This window comes from Natronosalvus caseinilyticus, assembly GCF_017357105.1.
Classification (GTDB): Archaea; Halobacteriota; Halobacteria; order Halobacteriales; family Natrialbaceae; genus Natronosalvus; species Natronosalvus caseinilyticus.
On the sequence record NZ_CP071596.1, the window covers coordinates 1,320,414 to 1,333,239 of the forward strand.

10 protein-coding genes and 1 pseudogene are annotated in these 12,826 nt (G+C 63.5%); 3 read left to right on the forward strand and 8 right to left on the reverse strand.

The genetic code is table 11. The annotated features are described in order from the left end of the window. Positions 1-217 precede the first annotated feature (217 nt). A pseudogene (locus tag J1N60_RS20595) lies at positions 218-1,519 on the reverse strand (RNA-guided endonuclease TnpB family protein). Positions 1,520-1,563: 44 nt separating this feature from the next. Here J1N60_RS20595 and tnpA point away from each other — a divergent pair. Both tnpA and J1N60_RS06385 read left to right on the forward strand, forming a co-directional pair. Then, positions 1,564-1,971, forward strand: coding sequence for an IS200/IS605 family transposase (gene tnpA / locus J1N60_RS06380; protein ID WP_312911624.1), 408 nt, complete (start codon positions 1,564-1,566; stop codon positions 1,969-1,971). 509 nt (positions 1,972-2,480) lie between these two features. Continuing rightward, the gene (locus tag J1N60_RS06385) at positions 2,481-3,311 is read left to right on the forward strand and encodes a class I SAM-dependent methyltransferase (protein ID WP_312911626.1); all 831 of its coding nucleotides are present in this window, start codon (positions 2,481-2,483) and stop codon (positions 3,309-3,311) included. A gap of 27 nt (positions 3,312-3,338) precedes the next feature. Here J1N60_RS06385 and J1N60_RS06390 read toward each other — a convergent pair whose 3' ends face one another. After that, positions 3,339-3,695 (reverse strand): hypothetical protein, encoded by a 357-nt coding sequence (locus J1N60_RS06390; RefSeq protein ID WP_312911628.1) that lies wholly within the window; start codon positions 3,693-3,695, stop codon positions 3,339-3,341. Positions 3,696-3,946: 251 nt separating this feature from the next. On the opposite strand from J1N60_RS06390, the gene uvrA reads away from it, so the two are divergent. After that, a complete protein-coding gene (gene uvrA, locus J1N60_RS06395; protein ID WP_312911629.1) occupies positions 3,947-6,898 on the forward strand; it encodes an excinuclease ABC subunit UvrA in 2,952 nt (983 codons plus the stop codon). Between the two features lie 178 nt (positions 6,899-7,076). On the opposite strand, the gene J1N60_RS06400 is transcribed toward uvrA, so the two are convergent. The 6 genes from J1N60_RS06400 to J1N60_RS06425 form a co-directional block, all read right to left on the reverse strand. Next, the gene (locus J1N60_RS06400; RefSeq protein ID WP_312911631.1) at positions 7,077-7,826 is read right to left on the reverse strand and encodes an ABC transporter ATP-binding protein; all 750 of its coding nucleotides are present in this window, start codon (positions 7,824-7,826) and stop codon (positions 7,077-7,079) included. Further along, positions 7,823-8,635: an ABC transporter ATP-binding protein gene (locus J1N60_RS06405; RefSeq protein ID WP_312911633.1), complete on the reverse strand. Its 813-nt coding sequence runs from the start codon at positions 8,633-8,635 to the stop codon at positions 7,823-7,825. The genes J1N60_RS06400 and J1N60_RS06405 overlap by 4 nt, the downstream gene beginning before the upstream one ends. After that, on the reverse strand, positions 8,628-9,809 hold the full coding sequence (locus J1N60_RS06410; protein WP_312911635.1) for a branched-chain amino acid ABC transporter permease: 1,182 nt from the start codon (positions 9,807-9,809) through the stop codon (positions 8,628-8,630). The genes J1N60_RS06405 and J1N60_RS06410 overlap by 8 nt, the downstream gene beginning before the upstream one ends. A gap of 1 nt (position 9,810) precedes the next feature. Next, positions 9,811-10,740, reverse strand: a complete 930-nt coding sequence (locus J1N60_RS06415) for a branched-chain amino acid ABC transporter permease (protein WP_312911637.1) — start codon at positions 10,738-10,740, stop codon at positions 9,811-9,813. 9 nt (positions 10,741-10,749) lie between these two features. After that, complete coding sequence (locus tag J1N60_RS06420) at positions 10,750-12,057, reverse strand: ABC transporter substrate-binding protein (protein WP_425499330.1); 1,308 nt, start codon at positions 12,055-12,057, stop codon at positions 10,750-10,752. A gap of 227 nt (positions 12,058-12,284) precedes the next feature. Further along, positions 12,285-12,746: a hypothetical protein gene (locus J1N60_RS06425; protein WP_312911641.1), complete on the reverse strand. Its 462-nt coding sequence runs from the start codon at positions 12,744-12,746 to the stop codon at positions 12,285-12,287. Between the last annotated feature and the right edge of the window lie 80 nt (positions 12,747-12,826).

Below are 12,826 nucleotides of genomic sequence, written 5' to 3' on the forward strand. Positions count from 1 at the left end.
AGGCACCTGCTCATGCTGACTGTACTGGGTTACCGAAGAGGCAACGTTTGATGTTGCCTGACAACTACCAACTGGCCACGGGGTGTAGTAGATATTGCTCAGAATCTCGGGACGAAAGTGGACGTCGGTGTCGGAGCCATCGGAATTATGCGGGAATACTCGTCAGTATACCGGTAAACAACCTCGGGCGCGGTGGCCCGAGGCTTTTCTAATTTCCTCAGCCGTGCGCTAGCACTCCCTGTTCCGCAAGGGAACGGGATGAGGTTGGGCGGCTTACGCGCCCCGACCCGGACAGACGCACCAATCGCACCTGCGGTTGGGTTTTGTGAGTCCGGTAATTCGTACCGTTACTGTCGAGTTTCGTCGTCTCGCGCCACGCGATGTTCACCGACGCATTCCGATCAGCGTGGTCTTGCACCACGTCACACTCGTCGTTCGTACAGCGGAACCGGCATCCCTGCCGATACCCACGTTCGCCACAGCACGAACACGTCTGTGAGTTGTAGTACGCGTCCACCGTATCCGTCGGAATCTCTCGCCACGTCGCCTTGTACGAGACAAATTTCTCGAACTTGTGGAACGGTAGTTTGTGCAACCGACGGTTCAAATACGTCCCGTACTGCATTTTGTCGCGGATACCGCTCATATCCTCGAACACGATAACCGGGTTCGAGAACTGTTCTGCGAACTCCACGACAGCACGGGAGAGACGATGGAGTGTCCATTCGGTGAATCGCTCTTCTTTGTCACCGAGTTTCTAATGGATACTGGTCTTGCCGTGTTCCTGACAGCGAGTGGTGATGGTGTGGTAGCGTTGGCGTTCCTGCTTCACCCGTCCGTAGTCGAGGACGAGTGTGCCCTTCGTCTGCATCGTCTCGCGGTCGAGGGCGGTGAGAGCGACGTTACGCTCGTTGATGTCTACGCCAACCACAGTATCAGCGGTGTCGGATTCGGGCACGTCTAACTCGCGTGTGACCATGACGTGTAGGTAGTACACGCCATCTCGGTACAGGAGTTCGGCCTGCCCCACATCCACCTCCTCCGACGTGATGGCCTCACGAAGTTCGTCCATCGCGCCCGGTTCACCGCGCAGATGCCCCTTTACTTCCTTGTAGGGTTTCGGGCTGATGCGAAACTGGACGCGGTTCGTGTCGTCCACGGTGAGGCGGTAGCCTTCCGTGTGCGCCATGACGAGCGGGTACACACCAGATTTGTCCGTACTCGGCGGCGTCAGCTTCCCTCCGTCAGAGTCGTCTTGATTCTCCCACCACTCTTTGAGTGACTGGTAGGAGTCCCACGTTTGGAGGGCTTTGCCGACGACCGCGCATTTGTTGTTCCGCAAAAAGTCGTCGCGGTCAACCTCTCGTTGTATCTCGGTGCGAGTGTACCCTTGTTGTTTGAGGCGGATGGTGTCGTTGAATATCTCGCGTGATGCGAGGCGGGCGTCGTGAAGCCACGACCGTTCACCAGACGAGATGTGAAGGCGCGTCTGAATCGTCTTCGTGGCTTCTTCACCCATACTTTGACGGTTGTCCCGATTAGTCATAAATTTAGGGATTAGGGATGGAAGAGTACCGAACTCATGCACATTCGGTTAGTTCCTGCAAGTATCACTTCGTGTGGTGCCCGAAGTATCGCCACTCAGTTCTCGATGTAGTGGAGAGCGACGTGAGAGAGTTGTTTGGTGAGACTGCTGGCCACTTCGGGCACGAGATTCTGGCGTTGGAGATTGCAGACGACCACGTACACCTGTTCGTGCAAACTGACCCGAAGCACAGTCCGGCGGACATCGCTCGGCAATTCAAGTCGTACTCTGGCAAGCACTTGCTGGAGCGGTATCCCGAGATTCGAGAGGCGTATTTCTGGGGTGGTGGGTTCTGGAAGGTCGGGTACTACGTGGGGATGACAGGAGCGGTATCGGAGGAAGTGGTTGAACGGTATATCGAGGAGACGGAACACGCGCCGGAGTGACGCGCTTCACCCCTGCCCACGGTGGGATGGGGAACTCGCGCTGTTTTTCCTTTAGAAGATCTGATTCGAGGAGACTCGAACTCCGGTAGACGGTTGCACGGACTGTCGCGATTCGTTCGGCCACGACCGGTCGGTCAGCGAGCATCCTGATCTTCTCGGTCGTCGTCTCGTTCTCGCGATCGCCACCAGGTGATGGCAATCGATGGGAGAAATAGCACGACTCCTATCACCAGCACGAATAGCACCATCCCGAGCGTCTCGAGCATTGGTCTCGAGAGATGGTACGGTGAGGTGTGTTGTACCTCTTGCGGGTGGACTAGTCAGACAGTACCGCTGGGCTGTGGATCTCGTCGTCTCGTCGTCCGGCGGCTGCTCGAGCCCGTTCGGAGGCTGCTCGAGCCCGTTCGAAGCCCTCTCGAGTCTCGACTCGACACGCCAGCGGCTGCGCTCCCTCGAGACACCCGCCACAATCCAGACGCCTTTTTACCCGCTACCTACAATCTCGAGGCGTGCGCGCGTTCTCCGAAGCCTACCTCCGCCGGACCCGCGAGGGCATGTGGGCCGACTCCCGCGAAGCCCTCTCGAGTCTCGACCTCGGCTCCCGCGAGCGCGTCCTCGACGTGGGCTGTGGCTCGGGCGAACTCACTCGCGTCCTCGCCGAGGAGTGTCCTGGCGAGGTCGTCGGGTGTGACGTCGACCGGTCGTTGCTCGAGTTCGCTCGCGAGCCGTTGGATCCCGAGCAGGCGTCGGCCATCCCCGTCGTCCAGGGCGACGCCACCCGCCTCCCCTTCGCCGACGACAGCTTCGACCTCGTGCTCTGTCAGGCCCTCCTGATCAACCTGCCCGACCCGGCCGCGGCCGTCCGGGAGTTCTCCCGCGTCTCGAGCGAGGGCGTCGCTGCCGTCGAACCCGACAATGGCGCCGTCACCGTCGAGTCCACGGTCCCCCGAGAGGCACCCCTCGAGCGCCGCGCTCGCCGGGCGTACCTCGGGGGCATCGAAACGGACGTCACTCTCGGGGCGGGCGCCAGCGAGGTGTTCGAGTCCGTCGGCCTCGAGGACGTCACCACCGCCCGCTACGACCACGAGCGCTCGATCGAGCCGCCTTACGACGAGCACGCGCTGACGGTCGCCCGACGGAAGGCGACGGGGGCCGGCCTGGCCGACGACCGGGCGACGATGCTCGAGAGCGACCTCACTGGCGAGGGGTACGACGACCTGCGTCGAGCCTGGCGCGAGATGGGACGGGACGTGATCGAGCAGATGCAAGCGGGCACCTACGAACGGACGGAGACGGTGCCGTTCTACGTGACGTCAGGCCGGGTGTCGGGCCTCGAGTGAGGCGGATCGATCGTCCGCCTCGGGTCCTCACACGTCGGGAACCCCGGTGGCTTCGACTCCCGTCACGCCGACGATATTGAGCGCGTACAGCGCGGCAAACACGGTGATCCACGCGAGGAGGGCGATCATCGCGGCCCCGGTCCACTCCGCCGAGTAGCGCCAGTTGATCACGCCGACGTAGGCCACGAGCGCGACGAGCGGCCCGACGAGGGGAATCCACCCGACGAGCGCCCCGGCGACGGCCCAGACGATCGCGCCGAGCAACGCGGTGACGATCGCGTGATCGAAGTCCTTCGCGCCGACGATGATCCGCGCTCCGACGTAGATGCCCACCGCGCCGAGCAGCAGGCTGACGAGGAAGACGATGGCTGTGGCAACGACCATACGAGATGTACGACACTCGTTCGAACGAATGCGCTGCTTGCATCTGCTTCCCCGACAGCCGTAAGCACTTCTTACTCCGCCTCTCGTGCGTCTCGTCTCCGGTCGTCGCTCGAGCGATTCGACAGCAGTCTGGCCCACGATAGCACGTCTCGAGATGAACCGCTTTCAGACCCGTTAAGTCGCTTCGGCTACTGGCTATGGTACATGAATCGAGCCGCCGAACGACCGCGCAAATCGAGACGAGGTCAGCGATGAGCAAGGACCAGATCGAAGTCCGTGGGGCACAGGAACACAACCTCAAGGACGTCGACGTCTCGATTCCGCGCGAATCGTTCACCGTCGTCACCGGCCTCTCCGGGTCCGGAAAGTCCTCCCTCGCGTTCGACACGATCTACGCCGAAGGCCAGCGCCGCTACATCGAGAGTCTCTCGGCGTACGCCCGCAACTTCCTGGGGCAGATGGACAAACCCCAGGTCGAGACCGTCGAAGGGCTCTCGCCCGCCATCTCCATCGATCAGAAGAACGCGGCGAACAATCCCCGGTCGACCGTCGGGACCGTCACCGAGTTACACGACTACCTCCGCCTGCTCTACGCCCGCGTCGGCACGCAGTACGACCCGATCACGGGCGAGGAGGTCGGCACCCAGAGCGCCCAGGATATGGTCCAGCAGGTGATGGCCCTGCCCGAGGGCACCCGTGCGAAGATCGCCGCCCCGATCGTCCGCGACCAGAAGGGGGCCTTCGAGGACCTGTTCGAGGAACTCCTGACCGAGGGGTACTCTCGAGTCGAAGTCGACGGCGAAGAAGTCGACCTCGCGACCGAGAAACCCGACCTCGACAAGAACTACGACCACACCATCGACGTGATCGTCGACCGCGTGAAGATCAGCGAGGAGGCCCGTCCCCGGATCACCGACAGCGTCGAGACGGTCCTCGAGGAAGCCGACGGCGTCCTCAAGCTCATCATCCCCGACTCGGGCGACGAGATTGACCTGGGATCGAACACCCGCTCGACGGGCGACCTGGCTGGTGAGGGCGACGACCGCCTGACCGTCGAGTTCTCGACGGCGCTGGGAAATCCGAACAGCGACTTCCAGTTCAGCGAAATCGAAACCCGTAGCTTCTCGTTCAACAGTCCGCACGGCGCCTGTCCCGAGTGTGAGGGGTTGGGCAAGACCAAAGAGGTCGACGAGGACCTGGTGATCCAGGATCCCTCGAAGTCGCTCAAGCACGTCTTCGAACCCTGGAGCTACAACCGCTCGTACTACCAGACGCGACTCGACGCGGTGGCCGACCACTTCGATGTGAGCCTCGAGACGCCGTGGGAAGACCTTGACGCGAGTATCCAGGATCAGTTCCTCTACGGCACGAACCGCCAGGTCGTCTTCAAACGCCGCACCAAAAACGGCATCCGGCGCAAGACCAAGCGCTTCGAGGGCGTCATTCCGAACCTCGACCGGCGCTACCTCGAGACCGACTCCGACGGCACCCGCGATCACATCGAGAAGTACATGGCCGTCACGGAGTGTCCGGCCTGTGACGGCTCCCGGCTGAAAGAACAGTCCCGCCACGTTCGCGTCGGCGGAACCTCGATCGACGAGGTGAACCGGCTGTCCATCGGCGACGCCCTCGAGCACTTCGAGGGGCTCGAGGCCGAGTTATCGGGTCGCGACCTCACCATCGCCGAGGAGATCCTCAAAGAGATTCGCGCCCGCCTGGGCTTCATGTGCGAGGTCGGCCTCGAGTACCTCACGCTCGACCGGGAGGCCTCCACCCTCTCGGGCGGCGAGAGCCAGCGCATTCGGCTGGCAACCCAGGTCGGCTCCGGCCTCGTCGGCGTGCTCTACGTGCTGGACGAGCCCTCCATCGGGCTCCACCAGCGCGACAACGATCGGCTGCTCGACACGCTCTGTGAGCTTCGCGACATCGGCAACACGCTGCTCGTCGTCGAACACGACGAGGAGACGATGCGTCGGGCCGACCAGGTCATCGACATGGGTCCTGGGCCCGGGAAACGCGGCGGCGAAGTCGTCGTCAACGGACCGCTCGAGGAAGTCAAGGCCTGCGAGGAGTCGATCACGGGCGACTACCTCTCCGGGCGGAAGGGGATTCCCGTCCCCGAGGAGCGCCGCGAGCCACAGGGCGCGCTGACGATCCGCGGGGCCCGCCAGCACAACCTCGATGACGTGGACGTGGACATCCCGCTGGGGTGTTTCACGGCGATCACGGGCGTCTCGGGCTCTGGAAAGTCGACCCTGATGCACAAGGTGCTCTACAAGGCGCTGGCGCGGGAGATGAACGACAACACTTCCGTGATTCCGGGCGATCACGACGCCATCGAGGGGATCGAGGACGTCGAGACCGTTCGACTGATCGACCAGTCGCCCATCGGGCGCACCCCGCGTTCGAACCCGGCGACGTACACCGGCGTCTTCGACTACATCCGCGAACTGTTCGCCCAGACCAAACTCGCCAAACAGCGCGGCTACGAGAAGGGGCGGTTCTCCTTCAACGTCAAGGAGGGCCGCTGTGCGGAGTGTGGCGGTCAGGGAACGGTCAAGATCGAGATGAACTTCCTCTCGGACGTCTACGTCCCCTGCGAAGCCTGCGGCGGCGCCCGGTACAACGACGCCACCCTCGACGTCACCTACAAGGACAAGACCATCGCGGACGTCCTCGAAATGTCCGTCGAGGAGGCCTACGACTTCTTCGAGTCCTCGAGCCAGCTTCGTCGCCGCCTCCAGCTCCTGAAAGACGTCGGCCTCGATTACATGAAGCTGGGCCAGCCCTCGACCACGCTCTCCGGTGGGGAAGCCCAGCGGATCAAGCTCGCCGAGGAACTCGGCAAGCGGGACACGGGCAACACGCTCTACTTACTCGACGAGCCCACGACGGGACTGCACTCGGAAGACGAGCGCAAACTCATCGACGTGCTCCACCGCCTGACGGACAACGACAACACCGTCGTCGTCATCGAGCACGAACTCGACCTCGTGAAGAACGCCGACCACATCATCGACCTCGGCCCCGAGGGCGGCGAGAACGGCGGCGAGGTCGTTGCGACGGGTACGCCCGAGGCGGTCGCCCGGAGCGAAAACTCCTACACGGGGCTGTACCTCCGGGACCTGCTTCCGGGCGTGGACCTCGAGGGCCCACGCGGCGAGCGCGTCGAACCGATGACGATGCCGATGGACGACGACTGAAGGACGTATCGGCTTCCGTCGTCCAGGTCTCCTGTTTTGGATCGCAGATCATCAGTCTCGACGAACTCGCAAGTTCCGTCCGATCTGATGGGCGAGAAACGCAGTGTGGGCGCCCGCGACTGTAGGTGGGGGCCAATCGATGTGGTCAGCCGCCCAGCGGAGCGGTCAATCGAGGAGATTAGCCGCCCAGGTAGAGCCTGCCGACCTCGTCGTCCTCGAGCAGCGCGTCGGCGCGCCCCTCGAATCGGACGCTGCCCTGGTCGAGGACGTAGCCACGGTCGGAAATTCCCAGTCCCTTTTTGGCGTTTTGTTCGACCATCAGGATCGACGTGTCCATCTCGTTGACCGTCCGGACCTCGGCGAACACGTCGTCGGCCGTGTTCGGCGCGAGTCCGGCGGAGGGCTCGTCGATCAACAGGACGTCGGGCTCCATCACCAGCGCTCGAGCGAGCGCGAGGATCTGGCGCTGGCCGCCCGAGAGGTTCCGGGCCTTCTGCGTGCGCTTTTCCTCCAGGAGCGGGAACCGCTCGTACAGTTCGTCGAGCACCGGCTCGAGGTCGTCCTTTCGGGCCACGCCCCCCATCCGGAGGTTCTCGGCGATGGTGAGCGAGCCGAAGACGTTCTCGGTCTGGGGCACGTAGCCGATGCCCTCCCGGACGATGTCTTCAGGGGCCATGCCGCCGATGTCCTCGCCGTGATAGCGGACGGCACCCGTCCAGGGCGTCAGCATCCCGAAGGCCGTCTTCAACACTGTCGACTTCCCGGCCCCGTTCGGCCCGATCAGACAGACGATTTCGTCGGTGTCGAGGTGCAACGAGCAGTCGTCGAGCACCTGCACCTCGCCGTAGCCGCTGTCGACCCCCTCGAGGCTGAGGACGGCGTTTTCGGCCGCGGTCGTCCCATCCTCGAGGTCTCGAGTCGCGCTCACGCGCCACCACCGAGATAGGCGTCGATGACGCGGTCGTTCGCGCGGATCTCGTCGGGTCGGCCTTCCGTGAGGACGCTCCCCTGATCGAGGACGATGATCGGATCTGCGAGGTTCATGATGAACTCCATGTCGTGTTCGATGATCAAGAACGTGATTCCCTGCTCGTTGAGCCGCTCGATCTGGACGGCTAGTTTGTTCGCCAGCGTCGGGTTCACTCCGGCGACCGGCTCGTCGAGCAGCAGGATTTCGGGCTCGGCGAGCATCGCCCGGGCCAGTTCGACCAGTTTCATCTGTCCGCCCGAGAGGTCCGTCGCGGGCTGGGTCGCGAGGTGATCGATCTCGAACTCCTCGAGGATCCGTTCGACGCGCTCGAGGTTCTCGCGTTCGGCCTCGCCAACTCGCGAGGGAGCGGTGAACAGCTCGAAGAACGACTCGCCGGGCTGGTTCTGGGGCCCGACGAGCATCGCCTCGCGGACGGTCATCCCCTCGACCTTGCGGGGGGTCTGGAACGTCCGGATGAGGCCGTGGTTCGCGACCTCGTAGGGTTCTAACCCGGTGACGTCGGTACCGTCGACGGTGACCGTGCCACCCTCGGGTTCGTAAAAGCCCGAGATGAGATTGAAGAGAGTCGACTTGCCGGCCCCGTTCGGCCCGATGAGACCGGTGATCGAGCCGCGTTCGACCGCGAAGCTCGCGTGGTCGGTGACCTGGAGCGCGCCGAAGGACTTCTGGAGGTCCTCGACGCGAAGCAGGACGTCGTTTTTCGCCATGTGGGCGTTCGTTCGAGCGTTGGCTGTGGATTCACTCATCGGTTTCACCGCCGTTGGACTGTGGCACGCCACGGTCGGGTCGAGACGGTGCCTCGCGCCCGATTGCGCTCGGCCAGATCAACTCTCGCTGCGGCGGGAGGATTCCCTGTGGCCGGAATCGCATGACCAGGATGATCAAGAGGCCGATCATCAGCAGCCGCAACGGTGCCGCGTCGAGGGGCAGCCACGAAATGTCGTTCGCGAACCGGGACCCTTCGCGGATGGCGACGACGACGAACCCGCCCAGTAAGGCCCCGCGATTCGAACCGCTGCCGCCGAGAATAACCGCGACCCAGACGTAGAACGTCGTGATCGGGTCGAGATCCCCCGGGTTGACGAAGAGATTGAGGTGCGCGTAGAAGACGCCTGCAAGCGCCATGATGAGACTGCCCAGCACGAACGCCTGCATCTTGTAGCTGTACGTGTTCTTCCCGAGTGCCTTCGCCAGGTCCTCGTCGGCCCGAATCGTGCGCTGCAGTCGCCCCCACGGTGAGCGCTGGGCCCGCCGGAGAATCAAAAACGCCGCGCCCAGAAATCCCAACAACAGCGTCACGTTGAGCAACTGGCGCCAGAACGGCGTCCCGAGAACCACGGGCGATCCCGGGACGATGGCGATCTCGAGGCCGGGCATCGACTGCGGGAACTCGCCTAGGAGCGGCCACCCGTCGAAGAAACTGGGAATGCCGCGAATCCCGGCACTGCCGTTGGTCCACTGGCGTTCGTTCTGCAAGACCAGCCGGAGCACCTCCGCCAGTCCGAGCGTGGCGATAGCGAGGTAATCGGCCCGTAGACGAAGCGTCGGAATACCGATGGCGACGGCGACAATCGCGGCCAGCACTAGTCCGATAGCGAGCCCGAAAATCGGATTGAATCCGCCGGCAATCGGCGAGTTGCTCCCGGTCATCAGCGCCGCGCCGTAGGCGCCGATGCCGAAGAAGGCGGCGACGCTGAAGTTGATCAGACCGGTGAACCCCCACTGGCTGTTGAGTCCCAGCGAGAGCAGCGCGTACATCCCCGCCAGGCCGAACAGGAACAGGAAGTACGAGGCGCCGAGAGCGCCGGTGAGAAGTGCGATCACCAGCCCAAACACGAGGACGCTCAGCGCCATGGTGAGACGCTTTTCCGCGTTCGTCAGGTTCGACCAGTAAGCCCCGAAATCGAATCGATCGGTCACGTCAGATCCCCTCCCCGCCCGCGGTTCCGTCGCCGGCGATGCCGGTCGGACGAACGAGCAAGACGACGACCATGATCACGAACGCGACCGCGGGGCCGTAGTCGACGCCGATCGGGATGCCCACGCGAGAGAGCAGCGGCGTCATCTCGACGACCATGCCGATGAGAAAGCCCCCGAGCATCGCGCCGTACACCGAGCCGATTCCGCCGAGGATCACCGCAGCGAAGATAACCAGCAGGACGCTAAATCCCACCCGCGGCGTCAGAGCGTTGTAGAGCCCCAGGAACGCGCCGCCCGCCCCCGCCAGTCCCGCGCCCAGAACCCACGACCACAGCTTGATTCGGTGGGTTCGGATACCGCTGGCTCGAGCGAGGTCGGGGTTGTCGGCCATCGCCCGCATCTTGCGCCCGAGGTCGGTGTACTGGAGCAGGACGTGAACGCCGACGACGAGAACGAGCGCGGAAATGACGATGGCGAGGTCGTGGGGGGTGACCCGAACGCCGTAGGCGATCAGCTCCTCGATCGGCCGCTGGGCGGGGATGTCGAACTGGTTCCGACCGGCACCGAAGCCGAGTTGGATCAGCGCCCGGTAGACGAACGCAACCCCGATCGAGGTGATGAGGAGGCCGATGGAGCCGATGTCCAGAGGCTCGTAGACGATTTTTTCGGTGATAATAGCAACGACGGCGGCGACCGCAATGCCGACCAGTACGGCGACGAAAAAGCCGACTGGCAGCGCGAGGACGGTGGTGCCGAGGCCACCGATCGCGCCGAAGGCGATGAACGCCGCGTACCCGCCGACCGTCATGGTATCGCCGTGGGCGAAGTTAGCGAAACCGGCGATGGAGTAGATGATCGCGAGGCCGATGCTCCCGAGAACGATGATGCTGCTGTAGACGACGCCGTTGGCCGCAAATTCGATGACAGACATTGGATGGACCTACGACTGCCGGAACTCGATCGCCTCGTAGTCGTGGTCCTGGACTTCGAAGACGACGAGACTGCCCCGTGGGTCGCCGTTCTCGTCGAAGTCGATCGGCCCGCTGACCCCCTGATAGTCGATGTCGGACGCCGACCCGCCGTCGGCCAGGATCGTGTGGGCGTCCTCGTAGGTGAAGACCTCCTCGCCCTCGGGCCGGGTCACGTCGCGGACGACCTCGCCGAGCGCCTCGCCAGAGAAGTCGTCGGCGGCCGCGATCGAGAGGGCAGCCGTCACCACGCAATCGTAGGCGAAGGCCGACCAGGCCGTGGGGGCCTCGTCGTACTCCTCCTCGAAGGCCGCCGCGAAGTCCTGATAGTTGTCCTGGTCCTCCGGGGCTGCCGGCTCGACGAGTTTCATCCCATCCATGCTGCCTTCCGGCGTGTTCTCGATGACGGTGTCCCCGCGGTTCGAGTCGGCACCGTAGAGCTGTGGTTCGTACCCGCTCTCGAACATATCGGTCACCATCGTCGCGAACTCCTGCTGGTAGGTGATACAGAGCCACGCTTCGGCCTCGGAGCTGTTCATCTCCGAAACCAGACTCGAGTACGACGCTTCCTCGGCATTGTGGGCGCTATCGTAGGCGATAGTCCCCTCGTAGGCCTCCGCGAACGCATCGTAGAGGCTCTCGCCGAACTCGTCGTTGATGTACGTGACCGCGACTTCGTCGTAGCCGTCCTCCGCGATGATATCCGCGAGGGCGATCGATTGTGTCCGCCCGCTCGGGGACATTCGGAGCAGTCCGGGGAAATCCGTCAGTCCGAGCCCCGTCGAATTCTGGCTCAACTGGACGACCTCCGTATCCTGGATCACGCTCTCGTAAATCGACAGCGAGACGCCCGATCCGACGGCGCCGATGAGAAACGGTACGTTGTCCTGGTTGACCAGTTTCTGGGCGGCCGAGACGCCGGCCTGACTCTCGCTCTCTGAGTCCTCGACGATGATCTCGAGTTCGCCGTCGCCGACTCCCACCTCGTTGACGTGCTCGAGCGCCAGGTCCTTCGCGCGCTGGTTCCGTTCGCCGAAGTCGGCCAGCGAGCCGGTTAGGGAGTCGACCATTCCGATCTCGTAGACCGTCTCGTCGCCGTTCCCGTCCCCGTTGCCGTTGCCGTTTCCATCGCCGCCATTCCCATTCCCGTTTCCGTTCCCGTTTCCATTGCCCTCCTCGTCCGTCGTACTAATGCACCCGGCGACAGCTGCCAACCCTGCAGCTCCACTGTACGTCAGCACCTTCCGACGACTCGGTCGTAACGTGTCATCCATTGCCATATCTATCGTAGTAGTTTCGAACAAGACGCCTTAGCTTTGACCCCCTAACCACGGGCAACCAATCGACTATCTTCCCTAATCTCGTATTTCGCGTGCGACACACTCGAATCAGACCGGCGTGACTCGTACGACGCGTTCGAGCACCACGCCCTCGAGGTGGCCGGGGGATCGGCGTCTCCTGAGTGCCTGAAACGGACGTGCGTTACTGTTGTGCGAGGGGCCACCGATCAGGCGAACGCCGCGTACACGAGCAGGCTCACGAGCCCACCGAGGATCGCCGCGCTGAGAAACAGCAACGACGGAGACGCCAGCGTCGGCCGTGCTGGCTCGCCAGTTCCCGTCTCCCGCCACGGATCCAGCACGTCCGCGATTGTGTACACACTCACCGCACCCAGGAAGAGCGCGATGGCGCCGAATACGCTGGCATCGTACCGTGCGCGGACGAACGGCCGGTCGAGGGTGTGGTGAAACGCGAACAGGTCGGCCCACGCGGTATCGTGGAAGGCCTCCAGCTGGGCCTGGTGCACCGGCGTGACGTGATAGAAATCCGGGCCCAGACCCCAGATACCGCCGATGACGACCAGCCACAACGGCCACCGTCCGTCGATGTCGTACCGGGCCGCCAGCGGCGCTGCCACCAGGAGGACGAGCGAGGCACCGACGAGGAAGTGAACGATCGCGGGGGCCATCTCGAGACGTGACTGTGCGGCCGTCGGCCGTAAGTACGAGCGCCGTAACGTGGAGTCATCGGTGGTTTACGGATCGCTAT

Excerpts from the sequence above, each read along its gene's own strand:
- tnpA (WP_312911624.1), top strand. The coding sequence starts at position 1,564 with ATGGAAGAGTACCGAACTCATGCACATTCGGTTAGTTCCTGCAAGTAT.
- J1N60_RS06390 (WP_312911628.1), bottom strand. The coding sequence starts at position 3,695 with ATGGTCGTTGCCACAGCCATCGTCTTCCTCGTCAGCCTGCTGCTCGGC.
- uvrA (WP_312911629.1), top strand. The coding sequence starts at position 3,947 with ATGAGCAAGGACCAGATCGAAGTCCGTGGGGCACAGGAACACAACCTC.
- J1N60_RS06405 (WP_312911633.1), bottom strand. The coding sequence starts at position 8,635 with ATGAGTGAATCCACAGCCAACGCTCGAACGAACGCCCACATGGCGAAA.
- J1N60_RS06415 (WP_312911637.1), bottom strand. The coding sequence starts at position 10,740 with ATGTCTGTCATCGAATTTGCGGCCAACGGCGTCGTCTACAGCAGCATC.
- J1N60_RS06420 (WP_425499330.1), bottom strand. The coding sequence starts at position 12,057 with ATGGCAATGGATGACACGTTACGACCGAGTCGTCGGAAGGTGCTGACG.
- J1N60_RS06425 (WP_312911641.1), bottom strand. The coding sequence starts at position 12,746 with ATGGCCCCCGCGATCGTTCACTTCCTCGTCGGTGCCTCGCTCGTCCTC.